The sequence below is a fragment of the Pseudomonas sp. CFBP 13719 genome, assembly GCF_014842095.1.
Lineage (GTDB): Bacteria > Pseudomonadota > Gammaproteobacteria > Pseudomonadales > Pseudomonadaceae > Aquipseudomonas.
This window is the reverse complement of record NZ_JACYVB010000008.1, coordinates 118,255-134,125: the sequence shown is the minus strand read 5'-3', so window position 1 is coordinate 134,125 and position 15,871 is coordinate 118,255. Positions and strand designations below refer to the sequence as shown.

Genomic DNA, 15,871 nt, shown 5'->3' with positions numbered 1-15,871 from the left:
GTGCGGGCCGGCAGGTTTTTCCTGCCGGCCTCTGGTCATCGCTACCTTCCAGCCGTTAATGTGCGCCTAGCCGATGCCGTGGGGGGCACATGAAAGGATTTCTGATTCTGGGTAAATGTCTGACCTTGCTGTTCTGGTGGGTGGTGCTGCTCAACCTGTTCATGCCGATGGTCAAACCGTTCCATGCATTGATCAACCTGGCCGGCGGCACCTTGCTGTTCCTGCACTTGATCGAAGCGATCGCCTTCAACAAGCGCCTGCGCGGGCGCAGCCATCCGTGGCTTGACCGAGTCCAGATCCTGCTGGCCGGGATCTTTCACATCCAGTCCATTCCCGCACCGTCCGATACCGAGGCTAGCCATGCGTAAGCTGGGTTTGTTGGCAGTACTGTTTGCGCCGCTGGCATTGGCCGAGTCGGTCAGTGTCGAACCCCATTCGCTGTTGCGCCTGCCGGCCAGCTCCAGCGTGCTGCAGTTGCAGCGCCTGGACGTGGCGGATTACGGCACCTTGCTGATTCCCGCCAACCTGACCGAACTCAGTGTCGAGCAATTGCGCCTGGGGCATGAGGCCCGCATTGCGATAGTGCCGGGCGAGCAGGAGTTGCGCCTGCGCGCGCAGCATGCAGAACTTGGCAGCGGCAGCCAGATTCTCGCCCGTGGCGCGCCCGGTACCCATCAGAAGGCGGCTCGCGCAGGGCGCAATCTTGACGTACAGCTGCAGTCGCTCGACGCTGCGCAAGTGAACATCGACGCGCGCGGCGGCGCAGGTGCGGATGGCTATGCCGGCCTTGATGGTGGCAATGGTCAGGCGCCCGGTTGTACCTGGGGCTCGGCTGGGCGCGGTGGCAACGGCGACAATGGCGGCGACGGCCTGCCTGGCGCGCCGGGCGCCAACGTACGCCTGCGTCTGCCGGCGACCTTCGCCAGCGAAGCGATCAAGGTGCGCACCGACGGCGGCCAGGGCGGCGCTGCCGGTGCTCCCGGACGTCCGGGCGCCGGAGGTAAATCCAAGGGCTGCGTGGTGTACCGCGCCGAAGGCGGCAAGTCGGGCCGCGAGGGCTTGCCGGGAAGAGCAGGCGAGGCGGGCACCGCAGGGACGTTGAGCATCCAGCGCTTCTGACCAGGTTGGTTCAGAACTGTCTGGCCATACCCAGCACCACGGTCGCCAGGCCCAGCAGCAGGCCACCCACCGCCAGGCGACGCAGCTGCTTCACGGCAATCGCGCCGTCCGTCCACGCCTGGGCTGCTACGGCCTTGCGCAGCGTCGGCAGCTGCAGACCCTGCATACGCAAGAACAGCGCGACCATGACCACGTACAGGCCCATCATCACCTGTACGTCACGCGGCGCCGTCTCGAAACCCGTGAAGCGCAGGCGCAGCAGGGCGACGCCGCTGATCGGAAGAATCAGCACAGCGGCCCAGACCCAGCCGAACAGCCGTGGGAAAATATCCACCAGACGCTGCAGGCGCTGAGCCTGCGAACGCGTTGCCAGCCCGGCCCGGCGCAGGATCTTCCAGCTGGCGAGCATGCCGCCCAACCACATCAGCGCAGCGAGCCCGTGCAAGGTTTGAAACACGCTGTCGGCGCTCATGGGTATCTCCAGCCAGCACATCGAAGTCGAGCAGGGTATGATAGCGACCCGATGAGAACCACTGAAAATATATCCAGCCTTTCGCCATGACCAGTCGATGATCAGTAACGAACTCAAAACCACGATCCAGGGCGCCTACACGCGTTTTCTCGAAGCCAAGAGCCTCAAGCCGCGCTATGGCCAGCGCCTGATGATCGCCGAAATCGCCAAGGTACTGGGCGACATCGCGTGCGATGAAGAAGGCCGGCGTACGGGCGATCCGGCGGTGGTGGCCGTGGAGGCGGGCACGGGTACCGGCAAGACGGTTGCCTACAGCCTGGCCGCGATTCCGGTGGCCAAGGCGGCCGGCAAGCGCCTGGTCATTGCCACGGCCACGGTGGCGCTGCAGGAACAGATCGTGTTCAAGGATCTCCCCGACCTGATGCGCAACAGCGGGCTGAACTTCACCTTCTCGCTGGCCAAAGGCCGCGGGCGCTACCTGTGCCTGTCCAAGCTCGACGTGCTGCTGCAGGAAGGACATGCGCAAAGCGCGACTGCGCAGTTGTTCGAAGAGGAAGGTTTCAAGATCGAGGTCGACGAGGCGAGCCAGAAACTGTTCACCAGCATGATCGAGAAACTGGCCGGCAACAAATGGGACGGTGACCGCGACAGCTGGCCGGTGGCCCTGGAAGATCAACAATGGTCGCGCCTGACCACCGACCACAGCCAGTGCACCAGCCGCCACTGCCCGAACTTTGCCCAGTGCACCTTCTACAAGGCCCGCGAAGGCATGGGCAAGGTCGATGTGATCGTCACCAACCATGACATGGTGCTGGCCGACCTGGCGTTGGGCGGCGGGGCCGTTCTGCCCGATCCGCGCGACACGCTGTATGTATTCGATGAAGGCCATCACCTGCCTGACAAGGCGATCGGCCATTTCGCTCACTACAGCCGGCTGCGTTCCACAGCCGACTGGCTGGAGACCACGGCCAAGAACCTGACCAAGCTGCTCGCCCAGCACCCGTTGCCCGGCGACCTGGGCCGGTTGATCGAGCAAGTGCCGGAGCTGGCCCGTGAGATCAAGACCCAGCAGCAGTTCATGTTCAGCGCCTGCGAGCAACTGGCGGACTTCAAGCCGGGCGAAGACATGGAGGGCCGCGAGCGCCCACGCCATCGCTTCGTCGGAGGCGTGGTGCCCGAGCATATGCGGGAAATGGGCATCGAGCTGAAGAAAGGCTTTTCCAAACTGACCGACCTGTTCACCCGCTTGAGCGAGCTGCTCAAGGAAGGCATGGACGGCGAGAAAAACGTGGGCATTGCCAGCCATCAGGCCGAGGAGTGGTACCCGCTGTTCGGCAGTCTGCTGGCTCGCGCCCAGGGCAGTTGGGAATTGTGGACGGCGTTCACCGCCGAAGACCCAGAAGACAGTCCGCCCATGGCGCGCTGGCTGACCCTGTCCGACGGTGGTGCGCTGTACGATATCGAGGTCAATGCCAGCCCGATCCTGGCGGCGGAAATGCTGCGCCGCAATCTGTGGAACGTCGCCTACGGTGCCTTGGTGACCTCGGCTACCCTGACCGCGTTGGGCAAGTTCGACCGGTTCCGCATGCGCGCCGGAATTCCCAAGGCCTCGGTAACCGCCATCGTGCCCAGCCCCTTTCACCATGAACAGGCAGGGGTGCTGCGCGTTCCCGACCTGCGAGCCGATCCCCGCGATGCAGCGGCGCATACCGCCGCGATCATCCGCGACCTGCCGGATCTGGTGGAAGGCTATCGAGGCACCCTGGTGCTTTTTTCCTCGCGCAAACAGATGCAGGACGTGTTCGATGGCCTGGATCGCGACTGGCGCAAGCAGGTGTTCATCCAGGGCAACCTGTCCAAGCAGGAAACCTTGAACAAGCACAAGGCGCGCGTCGATGGCGGTGATTCCAGCGTGCTGTTCGGTCTCGCCAGTTTCGCCGAGGGCGTCGACCTGCCCGGTGCCTATTGCGAGCATGTGATCATTGCCAAGATCCCCTTTGCAGTGCCTGACGATCCGGTCGAAGCGGCGCTGGCCGAATGGATCGAGGCGCGCGGCGGCAACCCGTTCATGGAGATCGCCGTGCCCGATGCCTCGCTGCGCCTGATCCAGGCCTGCGGGCGGTTGCTGCGGACCGAGCAGGATCGCGGCACCATCACGCTGCTCGATCGGCGCCTGGTTACCCAGCGCTACGGCAAGGCGATCCTCAACGCGTTGCCGCCATTCCGTCGCGAGATTTCCTGACGGCCTGTACGCACCCGCTGCAACGATTATCGGGTGCAGGGCGGTTCACAAAGCGCCGAATCGCTGAAACAATGCGCTTCATTTTTCGCGGCGTGGTCGTTGGGAGTCAGGGTGCAGATACAAGGTCACTTCGAATTGCAGTTCGAGGCCGTGCGTGAAGCGTTCGCGGCATTGTTCGACAACCCCCAGGAGCGCGGCGCCGCGCTGTGCATTCAGGTCGGTGGTGAAACGGTGGTCGACCTCTGGGCCGGTACCGCCGACAAGGATGGCGCCCAGGCCTGGCACAGCGACACCATCCTCAACCTGTTCTCCTGCACCAAGACCTTCACTGCCGTGACCGCCCTGCAACTGGTGGCCGAGGGCAAGCTGGCGCTGGACGTTCCGGTGGCCCGCTACTGGCCGGAATTCGCCGCCGCCGGCAAACAGTCGATCACCTTGCGCCATCTGCTCTGCCATCAGGCCGGCCTGCCAGCCTTGCGCGACATGCTGCCGCCCGAAGCGCTCTACGATTGGCCACGGATGACTGCCGCGCTGGCGGCGGAAACGCCATGGTGGCAACCGGGTACCGGGCATGGCTATGCGGCCATCACCTACGGCTGGCTGGTCGGCGAACTGCTGCGGCGGGCCGACAACCGCGGGCCGGGCGAATCCATCGTGGCGCGGGTGGCCAAACCCCTGGGGCTGGATTTCCATGTAGGGCTCGCGGATGAGGAATTCCACCGTGTCGCGCATATTGCCCGCGGCAAGGGCAATGTCGGCGACGAAGCGGCCCAGCGTCTGTTGCAGGTGACCATGCGCGAACCCGCGGCCATGGCCACGCGTGCCTTCACCAATCCGCCGTCGGTGCTGACCAGTACCAACAAGCCGGAGTGGCGACGCATGCAGCAGCCTGCAGCGAACGGGCATGGCAATGCCCGCAGCCTGGCTGGTTTCTACGCCGGTCTGCTCGATGGCAGCCTGCTCGAATCCGAAATGCTCGCCGAGCTTACTCGCGAGCACAGCCTGGGCATGGACAAGACCCTGATGACGCCTACGCGATTCGGCCTGGGCTGCATGCTCGACCAGCCGCAGGTGGCGAACGCCACCTTCGGCCTGGGGGGCGGTGCCTTCGGCCATCCTGGGGCAGGAGGGTCGGTAGGTTTCGCCGATCCGGAACATGATGTTGCCTTTGGTTTTGCCGTGAACACACTGGGCCCCTATATACTGATGGACCCGCGGGCACAGCATCTGGTGCGCGTTCTGCGCGGTTGTCTCTAAAGCGATTGATCACAAATCGACCAGCGGTCGCCCATTGGGCTATGACTGCTCTACTCTATCAATCAATAATTTAGGCCGGTTTGTTAAACCGGTTTGTATTTACCAACACCTTGTGGAATGCACCATGTCACCGAATAAATCCATCGCGTTTGCCTTGTGCCTGGCCGCTACCGGTTGTGCTCAAACTCCCCAGGATTCCTCGGCCCAGGGCGGGCATGCCTGGTGGCCATTTGGCCGTGACGCAGTCGCCAGCAAGGCGGCTGACAAGGAAGTCGAGCAGGCCATCACCGACAAGGTGGCGAAAGCCGATTCCAAGTCCGACAGCGAAAGCCGCTGGTGGTGGCCGTTCGGTGCCAGCAGCACGCCGGCTCAGGCCAAGGTTGCCGAAGTGCCGAAGGTCGACCCCAAGGTCACCCAGGCCTGGCTCGACGCCTACGAGCCGAAGCTGCGCGAAGCCATCAAGGACAGCAAGTTCGAGCTCGAGCGCCGCGAAGACCTGCTGGTGATCACCGCGCCGGTCGACTCCTCGTTCAACCCTGATCGGCCGTCGATGCTGCTGCCGATCAGCCTCGGCCCGATCACCCGCGTGGCCAAGGCCATCGACGCCGATCACAAGACAGCCGTGCTGGTCCTGGGCCATGCCGACACCAGCGGCCCTGGGCCGTTGAACCAGAAACTGAGCCAGGAGCGTGCGCAGTCGATCGCCTCGATCTTCCGCCTCAGCGGTCTGCAGCGTGACCGCCTGATGCTGCGCGGCATGGGTTCGGTGATGCCGCGTGCCGCCAACGACAGTGTCGAAGGTCGCTCGCTCAATCGTCGCGTGGAGATTCTTCTGACCCCGCAGAACACCATGCTCGCCCTGCTGGCCAAGTACAACCAGCCGACCTTCACCGCCGCTGAAATGCTTGCCACCCAGGACGTCAAGGCTGTACCTGCACCAGTGGCCAAGCCCGCCGCCAAGGCGCCGGCCAAGGCTGCAACCGCGAAGAAAACCGCAGCCAAGCCAGCCGTGGCCAAGAAAGCCGCCCCGGCTGCCAAGAAAACCGAGGCCAAGAAAGCCGTCGCCAAGAAAGCCGTGAGCAACGACCAGGCCAAGGCGCACTGATGCAAGGATTGCTGCCATGACGCAAGCGCTGGCCGACATGCGCCGCAGCTACACCCGCGATGGGCTGGACGAGGCGCAGGCACCGTCCGAGCCCTTCGCGCTGTTTCGCCAGTGGTTCGGCGAGGCAGTCGATACCGAGCAGGCGCCGGTGGAAGCCAATGCCATGACGCTGGCTACCGTCGACGCCGAAGGCCGTCCACATTGTCGCGTGTTGCTGCTCAAGGGCCTGGATGATCAGGGTTTCACCTTCTTCAGCAACTACGACAGCGCCAAGGGCCAGCAGCTGGCAGATCGGCCGTTTGCGGCCATGACCTTCTTCTGGCCTACCCTCGAGCGACAAGTGCGAATAGAAGGGCGGGTGAGCAAGGTCAGCGCGGCCGAGTCCGACGCCTACTATCGGGTCCGTCCCCTTGGCAGTCGCCTGGGTGCCTGGGCGTCACCGCAGAGCCAGGTCATCGCCGATCGCAGCGAGCTGCAAGCGCTGCTGCAGGCAACCGAGCAGCGCTTCAGCGCTGCCGAGCCCGAGTGCCCCGCGCACTGGGGTGGTTATCGCCTGGTGGCTGATCGAATCGAGTTCTGGCAGGGGCGTCCCAGTCGCCTGCACGATCGCCTCAACTATCGCCTGCATGCCAGTTCGTGGACTCGCGAACGTCTGGCTCCCTGAAGCTGCCTTGACCTTTTGCCACTGGCCGTTGTCCAGACGTTCAGTGGCTCGTCGAGCATCCAGGCCCGCGTCTGCATCCTTTGACGCACCTCTGACGTAAATTTTTATAGACCGTGTCGTGACAGCCGTTGGCCTGCGGCGTCTAATGTACACATGTCCCATGGAGTCCTGCCAAAATGCGCAAGTCAGTTCTGCTAGTTGCCTGCTTCACCACAATGTCCCTGCTGCTGGGCGGATGTGCCTCCAACCTGTCGGGCGACTCCTACTCGCGCGACGAGGCGCGCCGTGTGCAAACCGTGCGCATGGGCACCATCGAGTCGCTGCGTCCGGTCAAGATCGAAGGCACCAAGACGCCGATCGGTGGTGGCGCGGGTGCCGTGGTGGGTGGTGTTGCCGGCAGTGCAGTCGGTGGCGGCCGCGGCAGTATCGTCGCGGCCGTGATCGGCGCCGTGGCTGGCGGTTTGCTGGGCTCGGCAACCGAGGAAGGGTTTACCCGCACCCAAGGCGTGGAAATCACCGTGCGCGAGGACGACGGCAGCATGCGTGCCTACGTTCAGGCCGTACAGGAGAACGAAGTGTTCCGTGTCGGCGAGCGTGTACGCATCATGACGGTAGACGGCACCAGCCGCGTTTCGCACTAAGCGAACTCGTCGATGAAAAAACCGGCCTAGGCCGGTTTTTTTGCGCGCGCTTCGGGCGTAAGCAACATGCGTTTTCCAGGCAATGCCAATACGCAGTGGCGAAGGGTCAGTGCAGCCCCAGAATATCCCGCGCCACGGCTTCGGCGATGCGTACGCCGTCCACGCCGGCGGAAAGGATACCGCCCGCATAGCCAGCGCCTTCACCGGCCGGGAACAGACCCTTGAGGTTCAGGCTCTGGTAGTCGGCGCCACGAGTAATGCGCAGGGGCGAGGAGGTGCGTGTCTCGATGCCGGTCAGCACGGCGTCATGCATCGAGAAGCCTTTAATCTGGCGTTCGAATGCTGGTAGGGCTTCGCGGATCGCTTCGATGGCAAAAGCCGGCAGCGACAGCGCCAGGTCGCCCAGGGTGACCCCCGGTTTGTACGAAGGCTCGACGCTGCCCAACACGGTAGAGGGCTTGCCGGCAACGAAATCGCCCAGCAATTGCGCCGGCGCCTGGTAGTTGCTGCCGCCCAGCAGGTAGGCCGTGGACTCGAGCTGTTCCTGCAGTTCGATGCCAGCCAGCGGGCCGCCGGGATAATCCTGTTCCGGGGTGATGCCGACGACGATACCGGAGTTGGCATTGCGCTCGTTGCGCGAGTACTGGCTCATGCCGTTGGTAACCACGCGACCTGGCTCGGACGTGGCCGCCACCACGGTACCGCCTGGGCACATGCAGAAGCTGTACACCGAGCGGCCATTCTTGGCGTGGTGGACCAGTTTGTAGTCAGCCGCACCCAGCTTCGGGTGACCGGCGTATTTACCCAAGCGGGCGCGGTCGATGATGCCCTGCGGGTGCTCCACGCGGAACCCGATGGAGAAAGGCTTGGCTTCCATGAACACATTGCGCGCGTGCAGCATGCGAAAGGTATCCCGGGCGCTGTGTCCCAAGGCCATGACCACATGGTTGGAGAGCAACTGCTCGCCGCTTTCCAGAACCACACCCTGCAGGCGCTCGCCATCGACCAGCAGGTCGGTGACTTTCTGCTCGAAACGGATCTCGCCGCCCAGCGCGATGATCTGCTGGCGCATGTTCTCGACCATGCCGGTCAGCCGGAACGTGCCGATGTGCGGTTTGCTGACGTAGAGGATTTCCTCGGGCGCTCCAGCCTTGACGAACTCGTGCAGGACCTTGCGGCCGTGATGCTGCGGGTCCTTGATCTGGCTGTAGAGCTTGCCATCGGAAAAGGTGCCGGCGCCGCCCTCGCCGAATTGCACATTGGACTCGGCGTTCAGCACGTTCTTGCGCCACAGGCCCCACGTGTCCTTGGTGCGCTGGCGCACCTCCTTGCCACGCTCGAGCACGATCGGCTTGAAGCCCATCTGCGCCAGCAGCAGGGCGGCGAAGATCCCGCAGGGTCCGAAGCCGACGACCAGAGGCCGCTGGGCATAGTCCCCTGGCGCGTGCCCGACCACCTTGTAGCTGACATCCGGCGCGACGTTGACGTTGTGGTCATCGGCAAAACGCTCGAGCACGCCGGCTTCGTCGCGAACTTGCAGATCGACGGTATAGATGAACTGCAGTTCGCTGTTCTTCTTGCGCGCATCGTAGCTGCGCTTGAACAGGGTGAAGTCGAGCAGGTCGGCGTCGGCGATGCCCAGGCGCTGCACGATGGCAGGGCGCAGGGCGTCGTCGGAATGGTCCAGGGGCAACTTGAGTTCGGTGATTCGTAGCATGACAGGTCCAAAAATCCGGGCGCGCCCCGGGGGCATAACAGAACCCGGCATTATAAACGCGATGCGCTGCCCGTCGTCAGGTAAAAAACGCTGGACGGTGCAGCTTACTGGTTGCGTGCGCCGCCGAAGGTTGCGCAGCCGCGCTGCACCTCGCCGTTGACGCGCAGTTCGGCGGCGAGGAACTGCACGCCCTGGTTGCGCGTATCGACGCAGCGCTGCGGTGCCACCCACAGCTCGATGCGCTGGCCGTTGGCCTCGGTGGACAGGTTGAAGCGGCCACCGCCGACCTGTTCCTCGACATAGGGCAGGGCCAAGGGAGCCTGACCTTCGCGATCCACGATCATGCCCTGGCCGGTGACCCTGACCTGCCAGCGCGGGGACTCGCCACCAGCGCTCAGGCTGGACAGTTTGAAGTCCGGGTCCTTGCAGGCGGTCAGCGAGCGATCGAGTCGATACAGCTGCTGCAGGCGCAGTTGGCCATCGGTACTGCCGTTGGTGCTGGCGTCGAAACGTCCGCGCAGGTCGGCATACACCACAGGGCGATTGCCAGCCAGTTGCGAGGCTTCCTGCAGTACGCCGGTGCCATTGCTGTCGGTTACCGCATAGCGGCGCGCGTCACCACAGGGTTGGAAGAACAGCCGACCGTTGTCGCCCTGCAGCGCGCCTTGCATGCGGGTCAGGCCTGCGGTGGAAGGGGCGTCTGGAGCGCGGTTGAAGAAGGACTGGCAACTGGCGAGCAGCGGCAGCAGGGCGAGCATGGCGAGGGAGCGGGGCAGGTGCATCGTGGGTCTCCTGAACGATGGAGGCACGGTAGCACAAGGGGCGTGAAAAACGTGTTCACGGGGATGACGGGACTACGACGTCCGCTCCGCCTCTCGGTCTGCCGTAGGAGCGGTCCGCGGCCGCGAAGGCCTTACCGCGGTCTGTCAGTCGAGCCGCGGTGATGCCTTCGCGGCCGCGGACCGCTCCTACAGGTAGCGGGGCGCACAAGCCTGGCGGCCCGCTCAACCGCCCAGGTAGGCTTCGCGCACCTTGGGGTCGGTGAGCAGGGTTTCGCCGCTGCCTTGCATGACCACCCGGCCGTTTTCCAGCACATAGGCACGGTCGGCGATCTTCAGGGCCTGGTTGGCGTTCTGCTCGACCAGGAACACGGTCACACCATCACGGCGCAACTGCTCGATGATGTCGAAGATCTGCTGGATGATGATTGGTGCCAGCCCCAGGGAGGGTTCATCGAGCAACAGCAGCTTGGGTTTGCTCATCAGCGCACGGCCGATCGCGAGCATCTGCTGCTCACCGCCCGACATGGTGCCCCCGCGCTGGCTGAAGCGTTCCTTGAGCCGCGGAAACAAGGCCAGGACCTTGTCCATCTGCTCTTGAAAATCGCCCTTTTCAGTGAAGAACCCACCCATGGCCAGGTTCTCCTCGACAGTCAGGCGCGCGAACACCCGGCGGCCTTCGGGCACCACGGCAATGCTCTTGCGCATGATTTCCGCCGACTCCTTGCCCACCAGCTCTTCGCCCATGTAGCGAATGCTGCCCGAGTGCGCCCGCGGCGCGCCGCACAGGGTCATCAGCAGGGTTGACTTGCCCGCGCCGTTGGCACCAATCAGGGTGACGATCTCGCCCTGGCGAACCTCCACATTGACCCCGTGCAGCGCCTGGATCTTGCCGTAGAAGGTAGAAACGTTTTCGAACTGCAGCATTTACGCTTCCCCCAGGTAGGCTTTGATGACGTCAGGATTGTCGCGGATCTGTTCCGGCGTGCCATCGGCCAAGGGTGTGCCCTGATTGATCACGACGATGTGGTCGGAAATGCTCATGACCAGTTTCATGTCGTGTTCGATCAGCAGGACGGTTGCGTTGTGCTCTTCACGCAGAATCCCGATCAGCGCCTTGAGGTCGTCGGTTTCACGCGGGTTGAGACCGGCCGCAGGCTCGTCGAGCATCAGCATGCGCGGCCGGGTCATCATGCAGCGGGCAATTTCCAGGCGGCGCTGCTGCCCGTAGGCGAGCGTCCCTGCAGTACGGTTGGCGAACTCCTTGAGGTTGACCTTTTCCAGCCAATACTCGGCGTACTCCATGGCATCCCTTTCGCTTTTGCGGAAGTTCGGCGTCTTGAACAACCCGGCAAAAAAGTTGGTGTTCAAGTGCCGATGCTGGGCGATCAGCAGGTTTTCCAGTGCGGTCATTTCCTTGAACAGCCGCACGTTCTGGAAGGTGCGCACCACGCCCTTGCGAGCGATCTGATGGCCGGGTAGGCCCTGGATCGGCTGGCCGTCGAGCAGGATGGTACCGCCGCTGGGCTTGTAGAAGCCGGTCAGGCAATTGAACACCGTGGTCTTGCCGGCGCCGTTGGGGCCGATGAGGGCGACCACCTGCTTTTCCTTCACGCTCAGGGCCACGCCGTTGACCGCCAGCAGGCCGCCGAAGCGCATACTCAGGTCGGTGACTTGCAGAATGTTCTGGCTCATTTGCGCAGCTCCAGGTGGGGACGCTGCATCGGAAGCAAGCCTTGCGGACGCCAGATCATCATCAGCACCATCAAGGCGCCGAACATCAACATGCGATAGTCACTGAACTCACGCATCAATTCAGGCAGCAGAATCATCACGATGGCAGCGAGAATTACCCCCAGTTGCGAGCCCATGCCACCCAGTACAACGATGGCAAGAATGATCGCCGACTCGATGAAGGTGAACGATTCCGGGGTGACCAGGCCTTGCCGTGCTGCGAAGAAACTGCCGGCGAAGCCTGCGAATGCCGCGCCCAGGGTGAACGCGGAGAGCTTGATCACGGTCGGGTTGAGGCCCAGCGCGCGGCAGGCGATCTCGTCTTCGCGCAACGCCTCCCAGGCTCGTCCGATGGGCATGCGCAGCAAGCGGTTGATGACGAACAGCGCCGCCAGGGCCATCAGCAGGGCAATCAGGTAGAGAAAGATGACCTTGCCGATCGGGCTGTATTCCAGGCCGAAGAATTGGTAGAAGGTCTGGCTGCCTTCGGCGGCGCGACGCTCGAACGACAGGCCGAAAAAAGTCGGTTTCTCGATGTTGCTGATGCCGTTCGGGCCGCCGGTGATGTCGGTAAGGTTGCGCAGGAATATCCGGATGATTTCCCCGAAGCCCAAGGTCACGATGGCCAGGTAATCACCCCGCAGGCGCAACACCGGGAAACCCAGGAGGAAACCGAACGTGGCCGCCAGCAGACCGGCCAGTGGCAGGCATTCCCAGAAGCTCAGGCCGAAATAATGCGAGAGCAGGGCATAGCCGTAGGCCCCGACCGCATAGAAACCCACGTAACCCAGGTCGAGCAGACCCGCCAGGCCGACCACGATGTTCAGCCCCAGGCCGAGCATCACGTAGATCAGGATCAGGGTTGCGATGTCCACCGCGCCACGCGAACCGAAGAATGGCCAGATGAACGCCAGTACTACCAGGGCCAGGATGAACCAGCGCTGAGTGCTGGGCAGGGTCAGGAAGTTCGAGGCCTTGGCCGGTATCAATGGGCGGCTCGAATCGCGGCGCAGGCCGCCTATGCGTTCGGCGAACAGCACCCGCAGGAACATCAGCACCGAACAGCCGGCGATGGTCAGCAGGGTACCGGTACTGGCGTTCTGCACCACCAGGGTGACGCCGGAGAAGGCCAGTTTCAGGCCCAGTACCGGATAGGCCACGGCCCACACCAATGCGGCGCTGAACAGCGCGGATCTAAGAGACTTGCTCATACTTTCTCAACCTCCGGACGGCCCAGGATGCCGGTCGGACGGAACAATAGAACCAGGACCAGCAGGCCGAACGAAACGACGTCCTTGTACTGATCACCAAAGATATCCGCGCCGAACGCTTCGGCCACGCCCAGTACCAGGCCGCCCAGCATGGCCCCTGGAATGCTGCCGATACCGCCCAATACGGCTGCGGTGAAGGCCTTGAGCCCGACCAGGAAGCCGGCGCTGGGGTTGATCACGCCATACTGCATGCTCAACAGCACGGCCGCGACTGCGGCCAGCGCCGCGCCTATCACGAAGGTGAGGGCGATGATCGCGTTGGTGTTGATACCCAGCAGGTTGGCCATTTTCATGTCCTCGGCGCAGGCGCGGCAGGCACGCCCCATGCGCGAGCGGGAAATGAACAGGGTCAGGCCGTACATCGCGCCCAGCGTGACCAGGAATACCAGAATCTGCATGTAGGAAATCTGTACTTCCTCGGCACCACCGGGGCCGAAGGTCAGGCTGCCGGGGAGCAGATTGGGAATGGCGAAGTTGCCGGAACCCTGAGACAGCTGCACCGAATTCTGCAGGAAGATCGACATGCCGATCGCCGAAATCAGCGGAATCAACCGGTTGCTGTTGCGCAGCGGTCGATAGGCGACCCGTTCGATGCTGTAGCCATAGGCACTGGTGACCAGGATGGCGGCGGCGAAGCCGGCGATCATCAGTACCGGAAGACTGTGGATGCCCAGCATGGCCAGGCCAGCCAGGACGATGAAAGTGACATACGAACCGATCATGTACACCTCGCCATGGGCGAAGTTGATCATGCCGATGATGCCGTACACCATGGTGTAGCCGATGGCTATCAATGCATAGGTGCTGCCGATGGTCAGGCCATTCACCAACTGCTGCATGTAATGGAATAATTCAGGCATTTACCGCGCTCCTAAAAACCTGTTCGCATTTCTCCGGCCATGTCCCGAGCGCTCTCCTTGGCGCAGTGTTGCCGGGCAGGGCAGGTGAACCGCTGGTCACGGTTTCAAGATTTTCAGGGGGCCAGCCGATGGTTCGCACCGGCCGTACCCGTCACTCGTAAAACAAAGCCCACTGCAATGCAGTGGGCTTTGTGGGGGTATTGCCAGGCTTACTGGGCGGCTTCGGTCTTGGGTTTGCCGAAATGCCACTCGTAGACCACGAACTGGAAGTTCTTCAGGTCGCCCTTGGCGTCATAGCTCAGTTCGCCCATTGGGGTCTTGAAGGTACCGGCGTGGATGGCCTCGGCCACTTTGTCGGTGTCTTCGCTCTTGGCGGCGGTGATGCCGTCGGCAATCACTTGCACAGCCGAGTACGACGGGTAGACGAACGGACCGCTCGGGTCTTGCTTCTTGTCCTGGAATGCCTTGGTCAGCGCGATGTTTTCAGGATCCTTGTCGAAAGACTTGGGCAAGGTGACCAGCAGGCCTTCGGAAGCTTCGCCTGCGATCTGCGAGATGGAATCGTTGCCCACGCCCTCAGGGCCCATGAACTTGGCGTTCAGGCCTTTCTCCTTGGACTGGCGCAGGATCTGACCCAGCTCGGGGTGGTAGCCGCCGTAGTAGACGAAGTCGACGTTGGCCTGCTTGAGCTTGGCGATCAGCGATGAAAAATCCTTGTCTCCGGCGTTGATGCCTTCGAACACGGCGACTTTCACGCCCTTGCCTTCAAGCGTGGTCTTGACCGCGGTGGCAATGCCTTCGCCGTACTGCTGCTTGTCGTGGACGACGGCAACGATCTTGGGTTTGACTACATCGGCGATATAGTTGCCGGCGGCAGGGCCCTGGGCGCTGTCCAGGCCGATGGTCCGGAATACCAGCTTCTTGCCCTTGGCAGTGATGTCGGGGCTAGTGGCCGCCGGGGTCACCATGATGATGCCTTCGTCTTCGTAGACATCGGATGCCGGCTGAGCGGAACTGGAGCACAGGTGACCAACGACGAACTTGACGCCGTCATTGACCACCTTGTTGGCCACCGCAACGGCCTGCTTGGGATCGCAGGCGTCGTCGTATTCGACGGCTACGAGCTGCTTGCCGTCGACGCCGCCCTTGGCGTTGATCTGCTCGATGGCCATCTTCGCGCCGTTGAACTGCATGACGCCGTATTCGGCGACCGGGCCGGTCTTGGGGCCGGCAATGCCGATCTTGATGGTGTCGGCTGCCATCGAATGGCTGGCGACGCCGGCCAGAACCAGAGCGGCAAACAGTTTGGAAATCTGCTTATTCATTAGTGCTCCATTTTTGCGTTGTAGTTTTTATAGTCCTGGCCGAACAGGCGACGGACCGAATCTGGGCCACACTCACCGCTTTACCCCTTCGGCGAGCCATGGCAGACGACATCCGAATCTGCACCCGACAACTGTACCGGTACAGTGTAGAGCGCCGGTTTGCCCGTTGGAAAGCTGGCGTTTGCAGCGAAAGCAATCGGTTGTCGCTAAATCGACATAAAGTTATAGATTCAAGTACATGCCGGTGTCGGGCCAGACGAGAAATGCCGGTTTGCCGGGGCGAAACGCTGCCCTTTATATTGCAACCAGGTTTTTCCAGGCAACTCGGACCGGTATCATGGCGCCGATTTTTTCCTGACGGTGAAACCCATGACTGAAAAAGCTAGCACCCTCTATGCCAAATTGCTTGGCGAGACCGCGATTATCGAATGGCAGTCGTTGCAACCCTTCTTCGCCAAGGGTGCCCTGTTGTGGGTCGATCCTGCGCTGGATTTGATCACGGTAGGGCAGGCACTGGCCGAAGACGCTCACGCCGAGGTAGCCCGATGGCTGGCCGAGGGAAAGGTCGAGAAGCTGTCTGCGCCGCGGGCCTTAGATTTGTGCGAACGCGATCCGACGCTGTGGGCAGTGGTGGTGTCGCCGTGGGTAGTGATCCAGGAACGGGCATCGAGCTGATTTGCGCACT

General features: G+C 62.8%; 16 protein-coding genes. 8 read left to right on the top strand and 8 right to left on the bottom strand.

Annotated features, from left to right (window positions below; translation table 11 throughout):
- Positions 1-89: 89 nt before the first annotated feature.
- Together IFT57_RS21870 and IFT57_RS21865 are read left to right on the top strand one after the other, a co-directional pair.
- Positions 90-368, top strand: coding sequence for a DUF1145 domain-containing protein (locus IFT57_RS21870; RefSeq protein ID WP_122476462.1), 279 nt, complete (start codon positions 90-92; stop codon positions 366-368).
- The gene (locus IFT57_RS21865) at positions 361-1,119 is read left to right on the top strand and encodes a collagen-like protein (RefSeq protein ID WP_192152650.1); all 759 of its coding nucleotides are present in this window, start codon (positions 361-363) and stop codon (positions 1,117-1,119) included. Before IFT57_RS21870 ends, IFT57_RS21865 begins: the two co-directional genes overlap by 8 nt.
- A 10-nt stretch (positions 1,120-1,129) precedes the next feature.
- Here the strand turns inward: IFT57_RS21865 and IFT57_RS21860 are convergent, their stop codons facing one another.
- Positions 1,130-1,591, bottom strand: a complete 462-nt coding sequence (locus IFT57_RS21860; RefSeq protein ID WP_192152649.1) for a DUF2269 family protein — start codon at positions 1,589-1,591, stop codon at positions 1,130-1,132.
- A gap of 97 nt (positions 1,592-1,688) precedes the next feature.
- On the opposite strand from IFT57_RS21860, the gene dinG reads away from it, so the two are divergent.
- The 5 genes from dinG (at position 1,689) to IFT57_RS21835 (ending at position 7,500) form a co-directional block, all read left to right on the top strand.
- A complete protein-coding gene (gene dinG / locus IFT57_RS21855) occupies positions 1,689-3,833 on the top strand; it encodes an ATP-dependent DNA helicase DinG (protein ID WP_122795058.1) in 2,145 nt (714 codons plus the stop codon).
- A 111-nt stretch (positions 3,834-3,944) separates the two neighbouring features.
- Positions 3,945-5,090, top strand: a complete 1,146-nt coding sequence (locus IFT57_RS21850) for a serine hydrolase (protein WP_192152648.1) — start codon at positions 3,945-3,947, stop codon at positions 5,088-5,090.
- 124 nt (positions 5,091-5,214) lie between these two features.
- Positions 5,215-6,195 (top strand): OmpA family protein, encoded by a 981-nt coding sequence (locus IFT57_RS21845; RefSeq protein WP_122795057.1) that lies wholly within the window; start codon positions 5,215-5,217, stop codon positions 6,193-6,195.
- A 16-nt stretch (positions 6,196-6,211) separates the two neighbouring features.
- A complete protein-coding gene (pdxH, locus tag IFT57_RS21840) occupies positions 6,212-6,859 on the top strand; it encodes a pyridoxamine 5'-phosphate oxidase (protein ID WP_192152647.1) in 648 nt (215 codons plus the stop codon).
- A gap of 176 nt (positions 6,860-7,035) precedes the next feature.
- Complete coding sequence (locus tag IFT57_RS21835) at positions 7,036-7,500, top strand: glycine zipper 2TM domain-containing protein (RefSeq protein WP_043185261.1); 465 nt, start codon at positions 7,036-7,038, stop codon at positions 7,498-7,500.
- A 106-nt stretch (positions 7,501-7,606) separates the two neighbouring features.
- Here IFT57_RS21835 and IFT57_RS21830 read toward each other — a convergent pair whose 3' ends face one another.
- The 7 genes from IFT57_RS21830 to IFT57_RS21800 form a co-directional block, all read right to left on the bottom strand.
- Positions 7,607-9,217, bottom strand: coding sequence for an NAD(P)/FAD-dependent oxidoreductase (locus tag IFT57_RS21830; RefSeq protein ID WP_192152646.1), 1,611 nt, complete (start codon positions 9,215-9,217; stop codon positions 7,607-7,609).
- A gap of 104 nt (positions 9,218-9,321) precedes the next feature.
- On the bottom strand, positions 9,322-9,999 hold the full coding sequence (locus IFT57_RS21825) for a hypothetical protein (RefSeq protein ID WP_192152645.1): 678 nt from the start codon (positions 9,997-9,999) through the stop codon (positions 9,322-9,324).
- A gap of 222 nt (positions 10,000-10,221) precedes the next feature.
- Positions 10,222-10,923, bottom strand: coding sequence for an ABC transporter ATP-binding protein (locus IFT57_RS21820; protein WP_122795054.1), 702 nt, complete (start codon positions 10,921-10,923; stop codon positions 10,222-10,224).
- The gene (gene livG / locus IFT57_RS21815; protein WP_122795053.1) at positions 10,924-11,691 is read right to left on the bottom strand and encodes a high-affinity branched-chain amino acid ABC transporter ATP-binding protein LivG; all 768 of its coding nucleotides are present in this window, start codon (positions 11,689-11,691) and stop codon (positions 10,924-10,926) included.
- The gene (locus IFT57_RS21810) at positions 11,688-12,941 is read right to left on the bottom strand and encodes a high-affinity branched-chain amino acid ABC transporter permease LivM (protein WP_192152644.1); all 1,254 of its coding nucleotides are present in this window, start codon (positions 12,939-12,941) and stop codon (positions 11,688-11,690) included. The genes livG and IFT57_RS21810 overlap by 4 nt, the downstream gene beginning before the upstream one ends.
- Positions 12,938-13,861 (bottom strand): high-affinity branched-chain amino acid ABC transporter permease LivH, encoded by a 924-nt coding sequence (gene livH / locus IFT57_RS21805; protein ID WP_122476443.1) that lies wholly within the window; start codon positions 13,859-13,861, stop codon positions 12,938-12,940. The genes IFT57_RS21810 and livH overlap by 4 nt, the downstream gene beginning before the upstream one ends.
- Before the next feature lie 209 nt (positions 13,862-14,070).
- Complete coding sequence (locus IFT57_RS21800) at positions 14,071-15,186, bottom strand: branched-chain amino acid ABC transporter substrate-binding protein (RefSeq protein WP_122795051.1); 1,116 nt, start codon at positions 15,184-15,186, stop codon at positions 14,071-14,073.
- 369 nt (positions 15,187-15,555) lie between these two features.
- Here IFT57_RS21800 and IFT57_RS21795 point away from each other — a divergent pair, with 369 nt between their 5' ends.
- Complete coding sequence (locus tag IFT57_RS21795; protein ID WP_192152643.1) at positions 15,556-15,861, top strand: DUF2288 domain-containing protein; 306 nt, start codon at positions 15,556-15,558, stop codon at positions 15,859-15,861.
- Positions 15,862-15,871 lie beyond the last annotated feature (10 nt).